19 protein-coding genes and 1 pseudogene are annotated in these 21,548 nt (G+C 69.4%); 12 read left to right on the plus strand and 8 right to left on the minus strand.

From position 1 onward, the window contains the following. Window positions 1-135: 135 nt before the first annotated feature. Together ORV05_RS08545 and ORV05_RS08550 are read right to left on the minus strand one after the other, a co-directional pair. Window positions 136-648, minus strand: coding sequence for a hypothetical protein (locus ORV05_RS08545; protein ID WP_268760092.1), 513 nt, complete (start codon window positions 646-648; stop codon window positions 136-138). A gap of 543 nt (window positions 649-1,191) precedes the next feature. Next, a pseudogene (locus ORV05_RS08550) lies at window positions 1,192-1,368 on the minus strand (hypothetical protein); the annotation flags it as partial. Between ORV05_RS08550 and ORV05_RS08555 the strand changes: the two are divergent. The 4 genes from ORV05_RS08555 to ORV05_RS08570 all read left to right on the plus strand — a co-directional run bounded on the left by ORV05_RS08555 (window position 1,288) and on the right by ORV05_RS08570 (window position 2,908). Further along, window positions 1,288-1,497, plus strand: a complete 210-nt coding sequence (locus ORV05_RS08555) for a hypothetical protein (protein ID WP_268760093.1) — start codon at window positions 1,288-1,290, stop codon at window positions 1,495-1,497. The pseudogene ORV05_RS08550 and the gene ORV05_RS08555 sit on opposite strands and share 81 nt — an antisense overlap. Before the next feature lie 67 nt (window positions 1,498-1,564). After that, on the plus strand, window positions 1,565-2,056 hold the full coding sequence (locus ORV05_RS08560) for a hypothetical protein (protein WP_268757901.1): 492 nt from the start codon (window positions 1,565-1,567) through the stop codon (window positions 2,054-2,056). Between the two features lie 54 nt (window positions 2,057-2,110). Next, a complete protein-coding gene (locus tag ORV05_RS08565; RefSeq protein ID WP_268757902.1) occupies window positions 2,111-2,632 on the plus strand; it encodes a hypothetical protein in 522 nt (173 codons plus the stop codon). Window positions 2,633-2,767: 135 nt separating this feature from the next. Then, complete coding sequence (locus ORV05_RS08570) at window positions 2,768-2,908, plus strand: hypothetical protein (RefSeq protein ID WP_268757903.1); 141 nt, start codon at window positions 2,768-2,770, stop codon at window positions 2,906-2,908. A gap of 125 nt (window positions 2,909-3,033) precedes the next feature. Here the strand turns inward: ORV05_RS08570 and ORV05_RS08575 are convergent, their stop codons facing one another. Together ORV05_RS08575 and ORV05_RS08580 are read right to left on the minus strand one after the other, a co-directional pair. Then, a complete protein-coding gene (locus tag ORV05_RS08575; RefSeq protein ID WP_268757904.1) occupies window positions 3,034-4,401 on the minus strand; it encodes an FAD-dependent monooxygenase in 1,368 nt (455 codons plus the stop codon). 11 nt (window positions 4,402-4,412) lie between these two features. Further along, complete coding sequence (locus ORV05_RS08580) at window positions 4,413-4,874, minus strand: SAM-dependent methyltransferase (protein ID WP_268757905.1); 462 nt, start codon at window positions 4,872-4,874, stop codon at window positions 4,413-4,415. 83 nt (window positions 4,875-4,957) lie between these two features. Here ORV05_RS08580 and ORV05_RS08585 point away from each other — a divergent pair, with 83 nt between their 5' ends. Continuing rightward, window positions 4,958-7,696, plus strand: a complete 2,739-nt coding sequence (locus ORV05_RS08585; protein ID WP_268757906.1) for a helix-turn-helix transcriptional regulator — start codon at window positions 4,958-4,960, stop codon at window positions 7,694-7,696. A 221-nt stretch (window positions 7,697-7,917) separates the two neighbouring features. Here the strand turns inward: ORV05_RS08585 and ORV05_RS08590 are convergent, their stop codons facing one another. Then, window positions 7,918-8,697 carry a class I SAM-dependent DNA methyltransferase gene (locus ORV05_RS08590; RefSeq protein ID WP_268757907.1) on the minus strand — a complete coding sequence of 260 codons (780 nt, stop codon included), beginning with the start codon at window positions 8,695-8,697 and terminating at the stop codon, window positions 7,918-7,920. A 150-nt stretch (window positions 8,698-8,847) separates the two neighbouring features. Between ORV05_RS08590 and ORV05_RS08595 the strand changes: the two genes are divergently transcribed. Together ORV05_RS08595 and ORV05_RS08600 are read left to right on the plus strand one after the other, a co-directional pair. Further along, entirely contained in the window at window positions 8,848-10,341 is a 1,494-nt protein-coding gene (locus ORV05_RS08595) for a hypothetical protein (protein ID WP_268757908.1), read from the plus strand. Between the two features lie 457 nt (window positions 10,342-10,798). Then, a complete protein-coding gene (locus ORV05_RS08600) occupies window positions 10,799-11,269 on the plus strand; it encodes a hypothetical protein (RefSeq protein WP_268757909.1) in 471 nt (156 codons plus the stop codon). Window positions 11,270-11,405: 136 nt separating this feature from the next. Here the strand turns inward: ORV05_RS08600 and ORV05_RS08605 are convergent, their stop codons facing one another. From ORV05_RS08605 to ORV05_RS08615, 3 genes are read right to left on the minus strand one after another with little or no spacing between them, the layout of a single operon-like run. Then, entirely contained in the window at window positions 11,406-12,890 is a 1,485-nt protein-coding gene (locus ORV05_RS08605) for an aldehyde dehydrogenase (RefSeq protein ID WP_268757910.1), read from the minus strand. 24 nt (window positions 12,891-12,914) lie between these two features. Beyond that, the gene (locus ORV05_RS08610; RefSeq protein WP_268757911.1) at window positions 12,915-14,234 is read right to left on the minus strand and encodes an MFS transporter; all 1,320 of its coding nucleotides are present in this window, start codon (window positions 14,232-14,234) and stop codon (window positions 12,915-12,917) included. 17 nt (window positions 14,235-14,251) lie between these two features. Further along, a complete protein-coding gene (locus tag ORV05_RS08615) occupies window positions 14,252-15,637 on the minus strand; it encodes an FAD-binding protein (RefSeq protein WP_268757912.1) in 1,386 nt (461 codons plus the stop codon). Window positions 15,638-15,792: 155 nt separating this feature from the next. Between ORV05_RS08615 and ORV05_RS08620 the strand changes: the two genes are divergently transcribed. From ORV05_RS08620 to ORV05_RS08640, 5 genes are read left to right on the plus strand one after another with little or no spacing between them, the layout of a single operon-like run. Beyond that, entirely contained in the window at window positions 15,793-16,569 is a 777-nt protein-coding gene (locus tag ORV05_RS08620) for an IclR family transcriptional regulator (protein WP_268757913.1), read from the plus strand. After that, window positions 16,566-17,771: a CaiB/BaiF CoA transferase family protein gene (locus ORV05_RS08625; protein WP_268757914.1), complete on the plus strand. Its 1,206-nt coding sequence runs from the start codon at window positions 16,566-16,568 to the stop codon at window positions 17,769-17,771. Before ORV05_RS08620 ends, ORV05_RS08625 begins: the two co-directional genes overlap by 4 nt. Further along, window positions 17,768-18,610, plus strand: a complete 843-nt coding sequence (locus ORV05_RS08630) for a citryl-CoA lyase (protein ID WP_268757915.1) — start codon at window positions 17,768-17,770, stop codon at window positions 18,608-18,610. Before ORV05_RS08625 ends, ORV05_RS08630 begins: the two co-directional genes overlap by 4 nt. Next, entirely contained in the window at window positions 18,607-21,153 is a 2,547-nt protein-coding gene (acnA, locus tag ORV05_RS08635; RefSeq protein WP_268757916.1) for an aconitate hydratase AcnA, read from the plus strand. The genes ORV05_RS08630 and acnA overlap by 4 nt, the downstream gene beginning before the upstream one ends. A gap of 27 nt (window positions 21,154-21,180) precedes the next feature. After that, window positions 21,181-21,465 carry a muconolactone Delta-isomerase family protein gene (locus ORV05_RS08640; RefSeq protein ID WP_268757917.1) on the plus strand — a complete coding sequence of 95 codons (285 nt, stop codon included), beginning with the start codon at window positions 21,181-21,183 and terminating at the stop codon, window positions 21,463-21,465. Window positions 21,466-21,548 lie beyond the last annotated feature (83 nt).

A 21,548-nucleotide genomic window follows, 5' to 3' on the forward strand; every position in this document is an offset into this window, starting at 1 on the left:
AAGGGAAACAGCTGCCACGCGCTCGGGTGGAACGCTGGCGGTATACCTCGGTGCGCCCGGGGCGGAAACCAGGGAGGGGACACCCACAGGTGTGTTTCACGCGGAATTGTCCGCTACGGAGCGCGACTTTGGTGTTCAGAGGTAGAGAGTGCGGTTGCGCAGCGAACCGGTCAGGCGGCCGGCGGCGCGGGCCGTGCGGACCAGCCAGGCGCCACGGGCATCGCGTGAGCGAACGGCGGTCGGCGCGTACGTGGCGATCCAGCGCCACTCGCGGAGCGCGGCCGCCCGACCAAACACCCGTCCCTGCACCCCGAAGTACCTCTCGGGAGGTGTGAGCCGGTCGAGAGCGGCAATGACATGTGCCTGCGCAATCCGCTCTTCGCGGACCAGCTCACCGTGACGGTCTTCGGCGAGCTCGCGGTAGACGCCCAGGTCGTCGGGACGCTCACGCTCCGCCTTCTTCTCCGCGAGCCGGTCCGACGGCAGGTGGATGGACAGGTCGTCGATCCGCTCGTGAAGCCGGTCCAGCGATGCGCTCGGCCGTTCCCCCCGGCGTTCGGCGAGGGAGATCGCCAGGTCGCAGAACCTCTGCAGGAGCGAGAGTTCCTGCGACTCCGACAGCACCTCGCGAACGATCCTGGCGCGCATCGGCCAATCAGAGCGAGTCAGGAATTCGTCGTTGGGCCTACCACCCTCGTACTCGAGGGCGGGGCAGATCCAGCTAGACCGCTCATTCCCAGGCGCTGATCGCGTCGTCGAGAACCTGTTCCCACGGCAGAGTGCTCGGCACGCTCCCGGCCCAGTCCTCGGGGCCTCCGATGCGTTCCGACAGGCTCGATCGTCAGGGCGTCGCCACGTTTGTCGAAGTTCCGGACGATGTTCGTAATCGCCGGAGATCGGCCTCCTCGACGCCCGCACCCGTGCGTTCCCGCTGTCGTGACCGAGGTGGAAACCACGCAGGCACTGGCCGGTGTACCGGGTCCGTCCTGTTCGGATGGACCCGGTACACCCGCCCCGTGGATGACCCGTTTCCCACCGTGCTATCGCGAACTGTCGTCGCCTCAAGGTAGGCCGGCCAGCCCGGGGCGCCGTCGCGGATGAAGCGGAGGGCGCTGCCGCTCTGCGCGATGGCCGGGCGAAGAGATCACGGCTCCGCTCCATGGACAGCAGAGTGGTCACGCTCATCGCTCCCGCGGACTCTTCGGCGAGCGTGACCTGGCCCCGATCACCGCCGAACGCGGCGATTTTCTCCTCAGCCCACGAGGCGCCGCCGCGGAAACCCGGGGCTTGGCGGCTTCGCTGGGTGCCGGCGAAACCTGTTACGCCGTGATCCGCGACGCGACGACGGACCTGGTGAACCGCGCGCACACCTGGCTGCCGTCCGCCCCGAGGGAGACGACCTGCTCCCTGGTGACGGCCGTGTCCCTGGCCACCGAAGGCGACGCCGCGACGGCGCGGCGCCTGCTCGGGCTCGCCCTGGTGGGCGTGCTGCCCTGAGTTTCGTCAGGGCCCAGTGGGCCTCTGTGGTTGTCGGCGGGCCAGACGTGATCTAGGAAATGAGGCTGTGGAGACGTTCTGGTGGTTCGCGCGCCTCATCCTCATGGTGGCTCTGAGCGCTGCGACGTTGTTTGGTGGCATTCTCGTCATGCTCGTGCTGATCAACGGCGCTGACTACGGTCCGCTTCTGACCTGGTCAAGCCTGCTTGGCACGCCCACGATCCTGACCGCGGCATGGGCGGGTATGGCGCTCCTCCTCTTCCCGTCGGCATGGCGGAGTGTGCTGTGGTGGATTGCCCGCATCGTGGCGGGGGGCGTGCTGGCCGGTGCGACCCTGTTCGTCCCTGTTGAATTCCTGATCGGGTTGGCGAATGGCGCTCGGTTGCTGAACGGAGGGTGGTGGGTGTTGCTGGCCGGCCCAACGGTCCTTGTCCTGATCTGGATGGGTGCGGTGTTCCTGGTGTTCCGGCCGGCAGCCCGATGGTTTCGAGCGCGCGAGGAGGAGGATGTGGCCCGCATCACCGCTGGGCTTCGCGATACAGGTACCAGCCGCCAGTGAGACTCACAAGTCAACGTCCAGTACCAATACCTGCGAAGGGTCATGAGTTATCCAATGAAAAAACTCTCGGTGGCGATGGTTCGATCCGAACTGATTCTGATCGGGTACTGGCGGCGGAAGGCCGGGCGAGGATGGCCGGCGGACGACCGCTGGCCCTCCCCGGAGGATTTCGTAGACTCGTCTTGGGACGCCAACGAGCGCGACCAGGTCGCGGACTATCTCGGCAGAGGCTTCGTCGTGAGAGCCTGCATGGGCTTCTCCCCGTGCCGGATGTGCGGTCGGGCAAACGGTGCGCTCGAGTTGAGCGATGGGGTGTATGTATGGCCGGAGGGACTCAAGCATTACGTGGACGACCACGACGTTCGTCTCCCCGAACCTTTTACCTCGCACGTACTCGCCAGCATCGAGGCCTTCGAGACCGCTGGTCGTGATGAGTCTTGGTGGCGTAGCTTCGTCGTCCGCGAGCCACACGCCAGTAACGAGGAGAGTTTCGTCCAGCGCGCCGACCTCGATATGGACAGCGGGCGCAACGCGACTGGGTGGCGCGACGCCGAGGGGAACAGGATTGACGCATGACGATCGATGAAGGGGACCGTCCGGAGCCGACCCACGAGGAGGTCCGCGGAGTTCTGGCCGGCCTCGCCAGCGGAAAGCTGACCCCTGGTCAGGCTTCGGACTGGGCCACGCCGTGGATCAGGCGAGGAGGCGGGCTTGGTCGAGGACGAGGCGGTATGGGAGGCACTCGACTGGCTCAGCGGGGCGGACACCGAGACAGGCCCCGGTGTCTACCTGTACGGACCGGAGGACTTCCGCAAGTGGCTGGCGGACTTCGAATCGGCCATCGGGAACTGACCACCATGAGTCGGGACCGCCGCCGCTTCGACGGCCCGCACCCGACGTCCCCGAGGTGACCAAGGGCGAGCTGAAGATCGAAACTCGCGGCCGGTACCCGCTGGTGGCGTTCGCCGAGCGTCTGTTCAGCGATGCGGGTCGAAGACCTTGGCGATGTAGCCGTCGGGGCGCACCAGGATGGGGCGATCGACCGGCTCGGCGGGTTCCGCGAGGTGCATTTCACCGGTCCAGCCATCGGGTTTGGTGTCGCCGACGAGAACGAACCTGCCGCCGCGGAGGGCTTCGTACAGCCGCGTGCCGTCGGCGAGCGGGATGTCCGGCATTCGGGCGCCGACGAGTTTGTGCTCGCCGCGGGGCGCGCGGTACCGGAATCCGACGCCGCTGAGCTGTCCGGTCAACCGGCGGTGGACGGCCGGGACGCGCACGACGGCGGGGCCGAGGAGACCGCGCAGGGCGCGGGCGATCCGCGGCCGCAGCATCGCCATCCGGATGATGGTGCCACTGAGCCGCAACACCTGCTTGCCCACCAGGTGCCGCTCGGTCTGGTAGGTGTCGAGCAGCGACTCGGGTTCGCCGCGCAGCACGGCGGCGAGCTTCCAGCTGAGGTTGGCGGCGTCCTGCAGTCCGGTGTTCATGCCCATGCCGCCGGCGGGTGAATGGACGTGTGCGGCGTCGCCCGCGAGGAACACGCGTCCCACCCGGTACCGCGGAGCCTGCCGCTCGTCGCTGTGGAACCGGGACATCCACCGCGCGTCATGCATGCCGAAGTCGGTGCCCAGCGCCCGCTTGGTGACCGCGCGGATCTCGTCCAGGTCCAGCGGGGCATCGTCGGGCAACTGGCGAAGGCGGTCCCAGGCCAGCACCCGCCACCAGCCGTCGCCGAACGGTGCGATGAAGGCGAACTCGGTGCCGAAACCATTGACCGTCAACGTTTCCGGCGGTGTCTCCCGCAGCCGCACGTCGGCCAGCATGATCGATTTCAGCACCGACTTGCCGGGGAAGGGCAGACCGAGTGCCTGGCGCACCGTGCTGTGGAATCCGTCCGTGCCGACCAGATAGGCCGCGCGGTGGGTGCCTTCTCGCGTGTCGACCGAGACACCGGCCGTGTCCTGCCGCACATCGGTGACCTTCGCGTCGTAGACGATATCCACCCCGGCCGCGACCGCTCGTTCCAGCAACACCCGTTCGACGTTGTACTGCGCGGTGACGAGCAGGTAGGGGAAACGGCTCGGCAGGCGCCCGAGGTTCACGTCGACCCGCCCGAACAGCCGGGCGTCGGCGAGGCGGCTCACCCCGGTCTGGTCCACCTTCTCCGCGAGTCCTCGGGCGTCGAGCATTTCGAGCGTGCGGGCGTGCACGACGAAGGCGCGGGACAGGTTCGAGATCTTTCCGTCGCGCTTCTCCAGCAGCGTGACCGAGACGCCGGCCTCCGCGAGGTCACCGGCGAGTAGCAGGCCGGTGGGGCCCGCGCCCACCACGATCACATCCGACATGACGATCTCCTTCAGTAGTAGCTACGCATCAGTTCGGTCGCCCACACCGGCTGCGTGATCTCCCCGGCCGGCCCGAACTCGACCAGGTAGGGCTTGATGTCCAGCACCGGTGTGCCGTCGATCGCGTCCAGCCCGGCGACGTGGACGTCGAGTCCGTCGACGCCGAGCAGGCGGCACCGCGAGACGCCGAGCCGGTTGGGGCGGTTCTTGGCGCGCTGGGCGAAGATCCCGACCAGCGGCCAGTCCGGGTTGCCGCGAGGGCGCCGGGCGCCCTGCCGGATGTCCTCCGGCGCGACGAGGTGGAACTGGAACACCACCTCGAGGTGCGAGAAGTCGGTGAGCCCGGCGAGGGACTCCGGCCCGTACCGGTCGGCGTCGAGCCGGATGAGCGCGCGTTCGACGCTCCAGTCGTCGTCGTGGGGATCCGTCCGGCCGCCCACGACCGTGCCGATCGGCACGAGTTCCAGCCGCATGCGGTCGACGCTAGGCATCCCGTCCGCGCGGCGAATCTGTCATCGTTACCTGGATTGACCGGTCTCTTGGGTAGGTTCTCGTCGTGATCTTGGGCCGTGATCTGGAGAAGGCCCACCTCGCGGGCATGCTCGACGCGGTGGTTCAGGGCCGTGGCGCCGCCCTGGTGGTTCGGGGTGAGGCCGGTATCGGCAAGTCCGCGCTGCTGACGCACATGGCCGAGCTCGCCGCGGACGTGGCGTGCCAGTTGCGGGTGACCGCCACCGAGGCCGAGACGGACCTGCCGTTCGCCGGGCTGCACGCCCTCCTCCACCCGGTTCGGGAGCGAGTGGACTCGCTGCCGGAGCCGCAGGCCGACGCTCTGCACGCGGCGTTCGGTCTGCGGGCCGCCGCCGAGGGCCGGGACCGCTTCCTCGTCGGGCTCGCCGTGCTGACACTGCTGGCCGAGGTCGCGGAGGAACGGCCGGTCGTCTGCCTGGTCGACGACGCGCAGTGGCTGGACCAGTCCTCCGCCGACGCGCTGCTGTTCGCCGCCCGGCGGCTGCAGGCCGAACGTGTCATGGTGCTCTTCGGTATGCGCGACGGAGACCGGCCGTTCCCCACCGCCGGAATCGCGGAACTGCCGTTGCACGCCCTCGACGAGACGCAGTCGGCCGCGTTGCTCGCCGAGCACTGCGGCGAACTCGCCCCGGCGGTGCGCGATCGCGTCGTGGCCGAGTCGGGAGGCAACCCGCTCACGCTGATCGAGCTGTCGCGCATGCTCGGCCCGGACCAGCGGGCGGGAAAACTGCCACCGCTCGGCCTGTACACCGAGGCTTCTTCGCCGCTTGGCCGTCTGGAAAGTGCTTTCCAGAAACGGATCGGTGTGCTGCCGAAGCGGAGCCGGACCCTGCTGACCGTGGCCGCCGCCGAGGGCACCGGCGACCTCGGCCTGATCATGTCCGCCGCGACCGCACTGGGCGTCGGCGTCACGGACCTGGAACCCGTCGAGCATGCCGGGCTCGTCCGGATCGACGGTGGCCTGCTCGTCTTCCGCCACCCGCTCGTCAAGGCGGCGGCTTACCGGGGCGCGACGTTGTCGTGGCGTCAGGACGCGCATCGCGTTCTCGCCGACGTGCTCGCCTCCAGCGGTGACGAGGACGGAGAGGACCGGCGAACCCAGCATCTCGCGGCTGCGACGACCGGCATCGACGAGAACCTTGGCCGCCTGCTGGAGCGCGCCGCGGATCGGGCCACGCGCCGCGGCGCGCTCGCGGTGGCCGCGACCGGGTACGAGCGGGCCGCGCAGCTCACCGGGAACAGGGAGCTGCGGGCGCGCCGTCTGGCGCTGGCCGCCGAGAAGGCGGCCGAAGGCGGGCAACTGTCCCGGGCGGGCGGTCTGGCCGAACGTGGTGAGCGGCTCACCACCGCGCCCGAGGCCAAGGCAGAACTGGTCAGCGTGCGTGCGGCACGGGAATTCGAGCTGGGCGACGCCGAGAGCGCGGGGCGGATCATGGTCGAAGCCGCCGCGGCGATCGTGACGGTGGCGCCGGCGAAAGCCAGGGAAATGCTCGGCGTGGCCACCACTCGCTCATACCTGGCGGGAGACCTTGAGACGGTGCGACGGGCCGCGCGTGTCATGACCGCCACCACCGCGCCCGGCCCCGAGGCGATCGGATACCTGCCGGGCTGGGTCCGCGGCTGTGCGCTCCTGCTGTCCGGCGATCATCTCGGCGGTTTGCGCATGATGCGGTCGGCGATGCGCACCGGCGGGAAGCCAGTGGGCGCCACCATTTCCTACGCGCTGTTCAACGCCATTCTCCTTGGCGACGACCGGGAGGCGGAGGTGCTGGCGGACGAGTATGTCCGGCAATGTCGTGACACCGGCCAGATCAGCGAACTGACTCACGCGCTGCAGATCAGGACTCAGATCCGGATTCTCACCGGAAGGCACGCCGAGGCGAAGGCGGACGGAGCCGAACTGCTGCACCTTTCCGAAGCGACCGGCCACACCCGGCGCGCGGGCCATCTCCGGGGAATCCTGGCGCTGCTGTCGGCGATCGAGGGCAAGGACGCGGAATGCGAGTCGCTGGCCCGGCACGCGAGCGCGGGCGCGGCGGGCGCGTCCTGGGGCGGCTATGCCCTCGGCCTGCTGGCCCTGGGGCGCGGTGACCACCGGTCCACCGTGCGGCACCTGAACGATCTGCTGAGCGGCCGTGGCGGGCACACCGTCGTCGCCAAGTACGCCATACCGAGCCTCGTCGAGGCGCTGGTCCGGCTCGGCAGGCCCGATCCGGCGGCCGGACACTTCGCCCGCTTCCGCGACTGGGCCGAGGCGAGCGACCAGCCGTGGGCGCTGGGCTTGGTCCATCGCTGCATCGCCATGCTGAGCCCGGCAGCGAAAGCCGAACCCCACTACCTGACGGCGCTCGAACACCACGACCGCGGCACCCGTCCGTTCGACCAGGCCCACACCCTGCTGCTCTGCGGCGAATGGCTGCGCCGCGCCCGCCGCAGATCCGAGGCGGCCAAACGACTTCGTGCGGCAGCGGACATCTTCCACCGGCTCGGCGCCTCCCCATGGCTGAAGCGCGCCAACCACGAGCTGGCCGCGATCGGCGCACGTCCTCGGAGCACGACGCAGAAAGCCGGCGCGCTCGACCTGCTGACCGCGCAGGAATCCCAGGTCGTCCGCCTGGCCGCCACCGGCGCGAGCAACCGCGAGATCGCCGCGCAACTCTTCCTCAGCCCCCGCACCGTCGGCTATCACCTCTACAACGCCTTCCGGAAGCTCGGCGTCGGATCACGGACCGAACTGGCCCGGTACGGATCGCCCGACTCCTGACGGGCCACCAGATCGACTTGGCCTGGACACTGCGCTTTCCGGAGCTGACGGAGCAAGATCCAGGAGCCTGGGAAGCCACCGTTCGGGTTCACCTCAGCCCGGGTGAAGATCTGCGTATCTTCAGCTCAGACGTCACCGCCTTTCTCGATGTCTGAGCGCCGTCGAAGTGACCGTGCCAGGACGCCATGCGGAGGCAGTCGCCGGTCTCGGGTGATGCATGATCACGTGTTCGGGTCTTTCTCCCAGACCGACACGTGTTTGGTGCTTTCGGCGGTGAGTTCCGAGCGGTCCCAGTCCGCCCAGCGGTGTTTCAGGTGCATCCCGGCGATGCGTGCCATGAGGTCCATTTCGGCGGGCCAGGCGTATCGGAAGGGGATGCGGCGGAACTGCCCGGTCCCGTCCGGTGACACGGTGACGTGGTTCGACGTGAACTCTTGAGTGATGACGTCGTACTGGTCGAACCCGACATAGCCGCCCCCGTCGGGGCCGGGCGCCACCGCGAAGGGGACGGTGTCCTGTCCGGGTGGCAGGCGGCGCAGGCCCGGCAGGCCCACCTCGATGAGGAACAGCCCGCCCGGTCGCAGGTGTGCGGCCGCGTTGCGGAAGACGTCGACCTGTCCGTCCTGGGTGGTCACGTTGCTGATGGTGTTGAACACCAGGTAGACCAGCGAGAACCGCCCGGGCACCCGTGTCGTGGTCATATCGCCGATGGTGACCTCGACGGCGTGGCCGCCGGGCTTGTTCGCGATCCGCGCCGCCATCGTCCGGCTCAGTTCGATGCCGCTCACCGGCACGCCCCGGGCGGCCAGTGGCGCGGCGATTCGCCCGGTCCCGACGGCGAACTCGAGTACCGGGCCGTCGGCCAGGTCTTCGAGGACGTCCACCGCGGGTGTCACCACCTCGGGCAGGTTCGCGCCGCCGGGGGTGTCGTAGTGTGCGGCCACGCTCTCGGGGAACCAGCCGTCCGCCGGGTCGTCTTGCGCATTCGCCTCACCGATCACGGTCGCCGAGGCTACGCCCGAGACCGGGCGCTCCTCATCCCATTTTCGACGCTCGGAACTGCGCGTTCCCGTGAGGGGCCGAATGAGATGAGCGTTTCACCCGCCCGTAGACTCCGTTCGTTTTGACAGCTTGAGAATTCAGGAGCGGCCGTGCTGGGTGCGCCCACCGCCGAGTGGATCGCCGGTGACAGACAGGTCCGTGTTGCGTCCCGCTGGTGGTCCGGTTCCATGGCCGCGGTGGGTGTGTTGGCCGCGGTGTCGGCCGGGGTGTTCTGGCTGGTGCATTCGGCGATCATCGACGACTCCTACATCACGCTGAGCTATGCGCGGAATGTGGCGTTGCACGGGCATTGGGGTCTGATTCCGCAGCGCACGTCGAACACGGCGACCTCGCCGTTGAACGTGTTGCTGCTGGCCGGGTTCACGGTGGTGTTGCGGCATCCGGTGTGGGCGTTGGCCGCGGTGTTCGTTGCCGCCAACGTGGTGCTCGGCCTGACGCTGCGGGCGACGGCGCGGGCGTTGGGGTTGCGTGAGTGGGGTGTGTGGGCGGCGTGGCTTGTGGTGCTGGGCAACCCGTTGCTGTTGTCCGCGGTGGGTTTGGAGGTCACGCTCACCGCCGCGGTGCTGGGTGCGTTGCTGGCGGCGGCGGTGTTGCGCCGCCCGTGGCTGTTCGGGCTGTGTGCGGGGCTGGCGGTGCTGACCCGGATTGACCTGGCGGTGATCGTCCTGGTGGTGTTCGCCGCGGCCGCCGGGTTGTGGCGGGGGTGGTGGAAGGTGTTGCTGGGTGGGGTGGCGGTGGCCTTGCCGTGGTTCGCGTTCAGTTGGCGGGTGCTGGGTTCGGCGGTGCCGGACACGCTGGTGATCAAGACTCAGCAGAAGGCGTGGGGTAGCTACCAGTTCGGCAACGGCCCTTTGCTGTATCTGCGCAGCTACCCGGCGGCGACGGTGCTGGCGTTTCTGCCCGCGCTGCTCGGCGTGCTCGCTCTTGTTGTGGTGGTCGCGACGCGTGCGCGGCGCCGACTGGTGCTGCCGGCCGCGTTGGGTGCGGCGGGGGTGGTGCACTATCTGGCTTATACGGCGTTGGGTGTGCCGCCGTATCACTGGTATTACGCGCCGAGCCTGGTCTGCCTGTCGGTGTTCCTTGCCCTCGCTGTGTCGGCCGCGCACCCTGCGACCCTCGCGCTGGTGGCGGTGCCGATCGTCGGGCAGGTCGCGTTCGACGCCCACCACGGCTTGCCGTGGCGGCAGGCGGCGATCACCACGAACTGGGCAACCCCGGCCCAGTACGCCACCCTGGGTAGCCAGCTTGCCGCTCTCACGGGTGGGCGGCCGGTGCATGCGGGTGGTGAGATCGGGGCGATCGCCTACTTCTGCGACTGCGCCGTCGTCGACGGCTTCTCCGACCGCGCTGAACTCTTGCCCATCATCGACAACGTCATCGACAAGGCGAGCCCTGCTGCCCGTGCGCTGCTGGAACTGAACTACCGGTTCCTTGACCGCGCCACACCACCGTTGGACACGCCTTTCACCCTCACCCACACCCAAAACCCCGCCCCCGGCGACCCGGCCTGGCCCGCCAGTTCCTCCTGGCACGGCCCCGGCGCCCCCGTCGACGGCTACTACACCCTCACCCACACCCGATAGCAAGAAGACCGCGGGCCCCTGCGCCACCGCGGCCAGCGGCGAGGCAATTTTGTGAGGAGAAGTCATCGGACCTCGTGGGCCAATAATAGCCGGGAGTTCCATGGAGGCCTTTTATGCGGCTATTCCGGTCTATTGCGATGATGCCCGCCTTTGAGTCGAAGCTCGCTGAACAGGATCCGGACCTGCTGGATCTGAAACGGAGCGAGATTCACCTGGGCAAGTAGAGCGTTGAAGACATCGCAGCGGCCCCGTCGTCTCCGTTGTCGGCCTCGACCGGGGTTTCGGCGTTTCGCGCTCGATCCGACCTTCCTGGCCGAGGGCGCGGCGATGGGGCTGGTCTGCACCCGCACAGGTATCCCGATGCACGAAGTTCGGGCACACCGTCGCGTCAGTTCTGGATATCGTCGGAAGCGTCGGGTCGTGGGCATCGCTGGTCGAGTCAAGGAGGGCAGGCGCGGTGAAGGAGCCACTGTACCGTCGCGTGAACACCCGCGCCAGGTTCGTCCACCACAACCACGGCGGGGACTACCGGCACCAACGCAACACGAAACGAGAACGCGACTCCGACCTGCCGCGCGGGTCCATGGGCGGGCGGAAACGCCGGGGCCTGGACTACACGCCGTTGTTCCGGTTCCTGCTCGGCAAGATCGGCGAGGATTGGGACGAGGTGCGTGACGAGGCCGCCGCCCGGCTCGACTCCCCGGACCCGATCTACTGGCTGGTGGCGAGGCAGTCGCAGGAACGACGCGACTATGTGCGGATCGGCGAGGCCAGCTACTACAGCGGCCTCTACATAGACGATGACAACCGGTTGCAGGTCGTCAATCCCGAGCTGGGGGCCGACGACCTGGAGCCGGCCTGCCCGTGCTGCACGCACACCTTCAACGGCGTCCGGTTCACCCGCAAGGACCAGCACCCTCCGCTGTGACGGCATCACCACGGTGGTGAAAACTGTCGCTGCTGCCGGTTCGCTGGAACGCTCGTGCCCCTTGGCCACGAAAGGAATGCGCCGGTGCGGACCGGATATCCGGTCCGCACCGGCGCGGCGTCCCGTGAGCGGCTGGTCAGGCGCGCGGGTTGAACGGGTCGGTGATGGTGTTCCCGGTGTCGATCCAGACGGTCTTGACCTCGGTGTACTCCTCGATCGCGTGGAACCCGTTCTCCCGGCCGATGCCGCTTTCCTTGAATCCGCCGAACGGTGCGACGTAGTTGGTCTTGCGGTAGTTGTTGACCCACACGCTGCCGGCGCGCAGGCGGCGGGTCATGCGGTGGGCGCGGGCGAGGTCGCGGGTCCACACTCCGGCGGCGAGGCCGAAGGAGGTGTCGTTGGCGATCCGGACGGCGTCGTCCTCGTCGGTGAACCTGATGACCACGGCGACCGGCCCGAACACCTCCTCACGGGCGATGCGCATGTCGTTGGTGACACCGGTGAAGACGGTGGGCCGGACGAACAGGCCCTTGGCGAGCGCGGGGTCGTCGGGGCGCCCGCCGCCGGTGGCCAGGTGTGCGCCGTCGGCCTTGGCGACCTCGATGTAGTGCAGCACCTTGTCGTACTGGGCCTGGCAGGCGACGGTGCCCAGTTCGGTCTCGGGGTCGAGCGGGTCACCGATTTTGATCTTCGAGGTCTTCTCGACGAGCGCGGCAACGAACTCGTCGTGGACGTCCTCGTGGACGAGGACCCGCGAGCCCGCCATGCAGGTCTGCCCGGTCGCGGCGAAGATGCCCGCGATGACGCCGTTGACGGCGTTGGGCAGGTCGGCGTCGGGGAAGACGATGTTGGGGGATTTGCCGCCGAGTTCCAGGGAAACCCGCGCGAGCCGCTCGGCGGCGGTCACCGCGATCTTCTTGCCGACCGCGGTGGAGCCGGTGAAGGCGATCTTGTCGACCCCGTGGTGCCCGGCCAGTGCCGCACCGGCGGGACCGGCTCCGGTGACGACATTGACCACGCCGTCAGGGAAGCCGGCTTCCTGGATGAGCCTTCCCAGCACCAAAGTGGACACCGGGGTGATCTCCGAAGGCTTGATCACGACGGTGTTCCCGGCCGCGAGGGCGGGGCAGAGCTTCCACAGCAGCAAGGCCAGCGGGCTGTTCCACGGGGTGATGGCGGCGACCACACCGATCGGCTCGCGGACCGTGAAGACCTGCATGTTGGGCACGCTGCTGGCGAGTGTTTCGCCGAGCGGGCTTTCGGCGACCCCGGCGAAGAAGTAGCAGTGGTTGGCCAGCGCGGTCGCCTGGCTGGCGACCTCGCGGATGAGCTTGCCGTTCTCCCGTACCTGGATGCGGGCGAGTTCGTCGGCGTTGTCCTTGATCAGGTCACCGAACCGCCGCAGCAGCGTCGCCCGCTCCAGCGGCGTCGTGCGGGCCCATGGCCCGTCCTCGAACGCGCGCCGGGCCGCGGTGACGGCGTCGTCGATGTCCTGGGGCGTGGCGTCCGGAACATGGGCCCAGGCCTGCCCGTCGAAGGGGTTGACCGAGGGGAAGGTGGCGCCGTCGGAGGCGTCGCGCCATTTCCCGTCGATCAGCATGGCGTAGTTTTCGGTACTCATGAAGGGGTTCTCCCGAACTGTCTTTCAGGCGGACGTGGACGCGGCCGGTGCGACCGCCGCCACCGCCGTCCGCTTGCGGTGCGGTGTGCCGGCGACGGCGACGGCCGAGATGGCGGCGGAGGCGACGGTCAGCAGGGCGAGCGGCCACCATCGGGTGCCGTCACCGACCACGGCTTCGGCGATGAACGGTGTCGGCGCGCTGAAGATCAGGGCGCCCAGCGCGTTGCTCAACGCGGTGCCGCTGTAGCGGACCCTGGTGTCGAACTGGTCCGCGATGACGCTGGACACCACGGCGTAGACGGTGGCGTGGGCACCCAGCATCATGACGGTGATGACGACGGCGGTCGCGAAGACATGCTCGCGATCCATGAGCCAGAAGAACGGGAACACCGCCGCGGCGGTGAACAGGACACCTCCGAGCAGCACCGGCCGGGCCCCGATCCGGTCGCTGAGAGCGGCGACCACCGGCAGGACGAGCAGGTCGACGCCGGCCGCGATCATCACGATGAGCAGCGCGGTCTTGCGGGGCATTCCGAGCGAGGCCGTCGCGTAGGTCAGGAAGTACACCGAGATCAGGTAGAAGACGACGTTGACCGACGCCTGCACCCCGGTGCCGACCGCGAGCCCCCGCAGGGCGCGCGTGAAGACCTCGCCCACCGGCAGCCGGGCCGTTTCCCCCGCCGACTTGAGTTCGCCGAACTCCTCGGGTTCGGCGACGCCGAGGCGGATCATCAGGCCGATGGCGACCAGCACGAAGCCCACGAGGAACGGGATACGCCATCCCCAGGCCAGCAACTGCGCGTCCGGCAGTGTCGAGACCGCGGACATCACGGCGGTGGCGAGCACCAGGCCGAGTGGGCTGCCCATCTGCGGCGCGGACCCGAACAGGCGCCGCCGGGAGGCCGGTGCGTGCTCGACCGACATCAGCACCGCACCGCCCCATTCGCCGCCGACCGCCAGCCCCTGGAGCAGGCGCAGCGTGATGAGCAGGACGGGAGCCCAGACACCGAGGGTGCCGTACGTCGGCAGCAGGCCGATCAGGCCCGTCGAGACACCCATGATGCTCAGCGTGACGATCAGGGTGGTCCGGCGGCCGAACCTGTCGCCGAGGTGGCCGAACACCGCGGCACCGATGGGCCGGGCGAGGAACGCGACGCCGAGCGTGGCGAACGAGGCGAGCCGTCCACTGTGGGCGTCCACCGCGGGGAAGAACAGCTTGCCGAAGACCAGCGCCGCGGCGAGCCCGTAGATGAAGAAGTCGAACCATTCGATGGTGGTGCCGACGAGACTGGCGATCGCGGCACGGCGGGGCATGTTCCCGGAGGCCTGCACTGCTTGTGTCATGACTGTCTCCCTTGACATCAGGACGCGGTGGTCGGGGTGGAGCACCGTGCCGCCGCTGCTTCGCCCGCGACGCGGCCGAAGCAGAGGGCACGCAGGACGGACGTGGCGCCCGGGTACTTGTGGTGGTAGATCCCGGCCACCTCGCCGACGGCGTACAGACCCGCGATGGGCGCGCCTTCGCGGTCGAGGACGTGCGCGTGTTCGTCGGTCTTGAGACCGCCGAAGGTGAAGGTGATCGCGCACGTGACGGGCCAGGCCACGTACGGCGGCTCGTCGATCGGGCGCGCCCAGTTGGACTTCGGTGGTTCGAGACCGCTGGTCCCGACCCCGTCGAGCCGGTCCACCTCGAGCGGGCCCGGCCGGGCGGCGGCGTTGTACCTTTCGACCGTCGCGACGAGCGCGGCGGGATCGAGGTCGAGACGCTCCGCCAGCGCTTCGAGCGTGTCCGCGGATTCGGGCTCGCGGTCGGTCAGCACGGCGCGGGCGATGTCCTGGCGCACCAGCTTCTGATCCGCGATCACGTACGCGAACTGGTCGGCGTCGCGCCAGATCCGGTAGGCCACCGACTCGAAGGTGTTGTCCGGGGTGTCGGCGCCCTCGTCGAGGAACCGCTGGGCCCGGTGGTCGACCAGAATCCCGTACGGGTAGACCATGACCAGGGCTTCCGGCGACCGGGTCCGCGGATCGACGGGCTCGCCGTGGAAGCGTTCGAACTGACCGTCGGTCGCCGCGCCGGCCCGGATGCCCATCTCGATGCCTTCGCCCTGGTTGGCACGCCCGCCGGGGGCTATCGGCGAAAGCTCGTGGCCGTGCTCGCCGAGATGACGGTCGAGCAGGGTCGCGCTGCCTTCGAAACCGCCGCAGGCGAGAACCACCGTCGGTGCCTGCCAACTCGTCCCGTCGGCCGTCACGACACCGGTCACCGCGCCGGTTTCGTCCTGGACGAGGTCCTGTGCGGTGGTCTCGTACCGGATGGTGCCGCCGAGGGCTTCGACCCGTGCGGCGAGGGTTTCCACGATCGCCGCGCCGCCGCCGACGGGCATCAGGCGCGGGCCTTTCGAGGTCAGGAAGTAGGTGAGGTCCGATTTCGTGGCGACCCCGTTGCGGTTGAGCCAGTTCATGGTCGGCTGGGCCAGCTCGGCCAGCCTGCCGATGATGGCGGGGTCCGTCCTGCCCTCGCTCAGTTCGAGCATGCGCGAGGAGAAGTCGGCCGCCGGGGCGCCGTCCGCTTCGAGCCGGAAGAACGATCCGGTCCACGCCGTGTTGCCGCCGCGCCGGGCCTTCGACGTCCGTTCGAGTACCACCACCCGGCCCGTTGGCTGGAGTTCCAGGAACCGCACCGCCGTGGCGAGTCCGCCGGCACCACAGCCGACCACGACCAGATCCGCCTGTTGTCGACTCACGAAACTCCCTTTCTCGTCCCAGCGCACCATTGAGCGGTTCTGGAGTTCCACTGGGCAGTCCAAGTACCGCGAGCAACAGAAGAACACCGAGACCATATCCATGTCAACCCACAATGTGGTTTTGAAAAACCGCAGAATGGTCTACGGTGGGGGACATGGTTGAGACTGACACCGGTTCCACCCGGGCCGACGGGGGCGTGCGCAGCATCGCGCGCGCCGTCGAGGTCCTGGAACTGTTCGACGCGGCGCATCCCCTCCGGCAGCTCCGTGACATCGTCACGCTGACCGGGTTGCCGAAGACCACGGTCGTGCGGCTGCTCGCGACGCTGGAGTCGCTCGGACTGATCGTCGACCGCGGCGACTCGTCCTACGGCCCCGGGCCGGGCTTCCTGCGCTGGGTCAAGCTCGCGGAGACGTTGTGGGAGGTCGGTCCCGAGGCCCGGCGGGTCATGTCGGGCCTGGTGGACGCCTTCGGCGAGACGGTCAACGTCTACATCCGCCGGATTCTCGACCGGGTCTCGGTCGCCCAGGTCGAGGGCACCGCGACCGTCCGCAGCGTGGTCGAGGTGGGGGTCCCCTACCAGCTGGCCAGCGGTGCCGCCGGCAAGATCCTGCTCGGGGGCGCGCCGGACGAGGTGCTGCGCGACCTCGCCGCCCGCCGTTCCGACCTCGACCTGGAGTCGTTGCGGCGCGAGGTCGCCGGCATCCGCGAGGCGGGGTACGCGGTGACCCACGGCGATCGCGAACTCGGCGCTTCCGCGGTGGCCGCGCCGATCTTCGGCAAGGACGGCCGGGTGATCGCCGCGCTGTCCGCCAGCGGACCGACTTCACGGTTCACCGCCGACCGCGTCGGCCGCTACGTCGACGCCGTCACCGCGGCGGCCCGCGAGATCAGTGAAGCCGGTCTCGGCCCGGTGGAGGTGTTCCTGTGACCGCCGATCTGCTCGAAGGCGTTCGCGTCGTCGACCTCACCAACGTGCTGGCCGGGCCGTTCGCCGGATACCAGCTCGCGTTGATGGGGGCCGACGTGATCAAGGTGGAGACCCCGGGCGGCGGGGACCTGGCCCGTCAGCTCGGCGCCGACCCGAAGCTGGCCGGCGAGGGCCTCGGGGTGTCCTTTCTGGCCCAGAACTCCGGGAAGCGGTCCATCACGGTGGATCTCAAGAGCACCGGCGGCAAGACGGTCTTCGCCAAGCTCGTGGCGGACGCGGATGTGCTGCTGGAGAACTTCCGGCCCGGTGTCCTGGAACGCCTCGGGTTCGGCTGGGACCGCCTGCGGGAGATCAACCCGCGGCTGGTCTACTGCGCCGTCTCGGGATTCGGTTCGACGGGGCCGATGCGCAACAGGCCCGCCTATGACCAGGTGATCCAGGGTTTGTCCGGCATCATGAGCGTCACCGGGACGAAGGAGACCGCCCCGCTGCGCGTCGGCTTCCCGGTGTGCGACAGCTTCGGCGGCCTGGCCGCGGCGTTCGCGATCTCCTCGGCGCTGCTTCGCCAGCGGCGCACCGGCCGAGGTGCCTTCCTCGACACCTCGATGCTCGACGCCGCGCTCACCGCCATGGGCTGGGTGGTCTCGGACCACCTGATCGCCGGGCGGGAACCGGCGCCGATGGCCAACGAGAACATCACCTCGGCGCCGTCCGGCACGTTCGAGACGGCCGAGGGGGCGCTGAACATCGCGGCGAACAAGCAGGAGCAATACGAGACCCTCTGCCGGGTGCTCGGCCGCGAAGAGCTGATCGGTGATCCCCGGTTCGCCGTCCGTGAGGACCGCAAGCGCAACCGGGACATCCTGCGGGCGGAACTGGAAACCTCGCTCAAGGAGAAGACCGCGGCGGAATGGGACGAAATCCTGCTCGGCACCGGAGTGCCCGCCGCGCCGGTGATCTCGGTGTCCGAGGCGCTGGCCTCTCCCCAGGTCGCGCACCGCGAACTCGTCACCGCCGTCGCCTCGCCCGCCTCCGCCGGCGGCGAGGTAAGGGTGCTCGGCGCACCCACGCGGGTCGACGGTGCCCGGGTGGCCACGGACCTGCGGCCGCCGAAGCTGGGGGAGCACACCGACGCGATCCTGAAGGAACTGGGATTCGGGGAAGCCGAGATCGCGCGGCTGCGTGAGGAGAAGGCGGTATGACCTCCGCTCGTGAAGAGGCGATCCGCACGACTTCGGTCCGCGACGTCACCGACTGGTGGTCCACCGCCGTGTCCGACATCGAGCCCGGGATCATCCGGCTGCGCGGCTATCCCGTGGAGGAGCTGATTCCGAACGCCGGTTTCACGGAGACGATCTGGCTGATGCTGCGTGGTGAACTGCCCGGCAAGGCACAGGCCGCCCTGCTGGAGAAGGCCCTCGTCGCCGCCGTCGACCACGGGCCGCAGGCGCCGTCGATCGCCGCCGCCCGCATGGCGGCCACCTGCGGCGTCGGGCTGCACGGCGCGATGTCCACCGGTGTCGGGCTGCTCGGCGATGTGCACGGCGGTGCCGGGCAGCAATGCCTGGCACTGCTCGACCAGCTCCGTGAAGTGTCCGAAAAGGATGGTGTGGAGACCGCGGTCTCGAAGGCACTGGCGGAGTTCCGGGAACGACGACAGCACGTACCGGGCTTCGGACACCGGTTCCACCCGCGCGATCCGCGGCGCGATCCCCTGCTGCGGGCGGTGGCCGAGCAGGTTGCGGCCGGGGTCGTGGAGGGGCGTCACCTGAGCATCGCCCAGGAAATCGAACGGCAGCTGGCGGCCGGAAGGAGCAGACCGGTACCGATGAACATCGACGGCGCGACCGCCGTCGTCTACGCCGAACTCGGATTCCCGGCGGAACTGGCACGCGGGTTGTTCATCCTGTCGCGCTCGGTCGGGATCCTCGCCCACGCCTGGGAGGAAACCCGGTCGGGACGCCGGATCAAGGGCCCGCTCCCACCGCCGCTGCTGCCCACCTACGTCGGCGCGGCCGAACGCCGGGTGGCGCGGTCATGACGCCCGACTCGTTCCGGGCGACACGCTCGCTGCCCGACGGCACCCGCTTCCTCAGCCTGCCCGCCGCCGAAGCGGCGGGAGCGGGGCCACTGAGCCGCCTGCCCCACGCCAGCCGCGTCCTGGTGGAAAACCTGCTGCGCCACGAAAACGGTCGCACGGTCACCACCGATCACGTGCGAGCGCTGGCCGAACGGGACACCACCGCCTCGATTCCCTTCTACCCCGAACGCATCCTGTTGCAGGACGCCTCCGGCATCCCGGTGCTGGCCGATCTGGTCACGCTGGCCGAACGGGCCGCCGAACTCGGACTCGACCCCGCCTCCGTCGCGCCGAGGCGCCGGATGGACCTGGTCGTCGACCACGCGCTGGAACTCGACCTGGCCGGTTCCGCGGGGGCGGCCGGACACAACCTCGACCGCGAGTACGACCGCCACGCCGGCCGCTACCGGTTCCTGCGCTGGGCGCAGACCCGGTTCGGCGCTTTGCGCGTCGTGCCGCCCGGCATCGGCATCTGCCACCAGCTCAACCTCGAGGTGCTCGCCGACGTGGTCACCGGCGGCCCGCTCGCCCGGTTCGACTCCGTGGTCGGCACCGACAGCCACACCACCATGATCAACGCGCTGTCCGTGGCAGGCTGGGGGGTCGGCGGGATCGAGGCGACCGCCGCCGCGCTCGGCGAGCCGATCCTCCTGCGCGTGCCCGAGGTGGTCGGCGTCCGGCTGACCGGGTCCACCCGGCCGGGGGTGCTGGCGACCGACGTGGCGCTGACCCTCGCCGCACTACTGCGAGCCCACGGGGTCGTGCAGCGGATCGTGGAGTTCCACGGACCCGGTCTGGCCACGTTGGCGGTTCCCGACCGCGCCACGATCGCGAACATGGCCCCCGAGTACGGCGCGACCATGGCCTACTTCCCCGCAGACACCCGCACGCTCGACTACCTGGCCCGCACCGGCCGCCCGGTCGGCCCGATCCGCGACTACCTCACGGCACAAGGGATGTTGTCCGCCACCGAACCGGACTACGACGACCTGATCGAGCTGGACCTGGGCACGGTGGAGCGGACCCTGTCCGGCCCCTCCCGTCCACACGAGACACTCCGTCCCGCCGACCTGCGCCGCCCTGCCACCGGCCACCCCCGTGGGGAACTGTCCGACGGCGACGTGGTGATCGCGGCGATCACGAGCTGCACCAACACCTCGAACCCACGGGCGATGGCGGCCGCGGGCCTGCTGGCCCGCAATGCCGTGGCCCGCGGGCTCACCGTCGCCCCGTGGACCAAGACCTCACTGACGCCCGGCTCGCGGGCGACCGCGGAACTGCTGCGCGCCGGCGGATTGCAGCCCGCGCTGGACGAACTGGGTTTCCAGGTCGCCGGGTTCGGCTGCGGGACCTGCATGGGCAACTCCGGCCCACTACGGCAGGATGCCGGGCGGCAGATCCGTGAGCGCGGTCTCGCGGTTTCGGCCGTGCTGTCGGGAAACCGGAACTTCCCCGGACGGATCCACCCTGACGTGACCCACTCGTATCTGACTTCACCCCCGCTGGTCGTCGCGTTCGCCCTCGCCGGGCGCACCACGATCGACATCGACCGCGATCCCCTCGGCACCGGCCATGACGGAAAACCCGTGCTGCTGGCCGACATCTGGCCCACCGACGAGGAGATCGACGCAACGATAGCGACCGCCGAGCGGGCATCGCCGGGTCGTGGCGCCTCCCTGCCGCTGACCACGGATCGCTGGCAACGGCTGCCCCATCCCCACGGTGACGGTTACGCGTGGGAAGGGGAAACCGGGATGATCCGCCGTCCCCCCTTCGCCGACGGCGAGGTGTGCGCGCCGGTCCGGGGAAACATCACCGCGGCCCGGCCGCTGCTGGTCCTGGGCGACGACGTCACCACCGACCACATCTCGCCGGTCGGGCGCATCCTGCCCGCTTCGGCGGCGGGCAAGTGGCTCGTCGAACGGGGAGTGGCGGAGGACGGACTCGGCAGCTACAGTTCGCGCCGCCTCAACCATGAGGTGATGCTGCGCGGCGGATTCGCGAACCCGCGGCTTCGCAACCGGCTCGTCGAGGGACACGAAGGCGGCTGGACGCGTCTGCTGCCGGACGGCGACGTCATGCCGATCCACTCCGCGGCGGCCGCGTATGCCCGGCGCGGGACCTCGGTGATCATCGTCGCGGGGCGGTCCTACGGAGCCGGATCCGCCCGCGACTGGGCGGCGAAGGTGACCCGGCTTCTCGGTGTGCGGGCCGTGCTCGCGCAGAGCTTCGAACGCATCCACCGCACCAACCTCGTCGCACTGGGCGTACTGCCCGTCGAATGCCCCGCACTCGGCGGATTCGACGCCGACGGAACCGAGGAGTTCGACATCACCGGCCTGGAGGGCGGCCCCCTCGTCAACGCGCCACTGACCGTCATCGCGCGACGAGGCGGGAGAACGGTGTTCGAACAGGCCGCGCTCGCCAGGATCGACACCGAGGTCGAACAGGAATGGATGCGGGCGGGCGGCCTGCTCCACCGCCTCCTCACCGCACCCCGCTAGGGTGTTTCAACACGAAAGGGCATCGTCATGCAGTTCATGGTCCTCAGCCGCAGGCGCACCGAGCTGTACCAGGAGGCCGACTTCGACGCCGTCATCCCGGCCGAGACCCGGCAAGTGCGCCAACTCTACGCCGACGGAGTGGTGCGCCAGATCTGGTTGCGCGCCGACCTCCCTGGTGCCTGCTTCCTCGTCGAGGCTGCCGACGAGAACAGTGTCCGGTCCACTGTGGACGCGTTGCCCATGGCCCGGTCCGGTCTGTCGGAGTTCACCATCATCCCGCTCCACCCCTACCGGGGGTTCGGGCCCCGCTGACCGCGCCCGACCGCAACCCACCTGGGAAACGGGATGATCCTGCGTCCCGGGTGACTCGCCGTGCCTTCACGTCGTTCTCCGCG

Origin of the sequence: Amycolatopsis cynarae (assembly GCF_026802195.1) — a bacterium.
GTDB classification, from domain to species: Bacteria; Actinomycetota; Actinomycetes; order Mycobacteriales; family Pseudonocardiaceae; genus Amycolatopsis_E; species Amycolatopsis_E rhizosphaerae.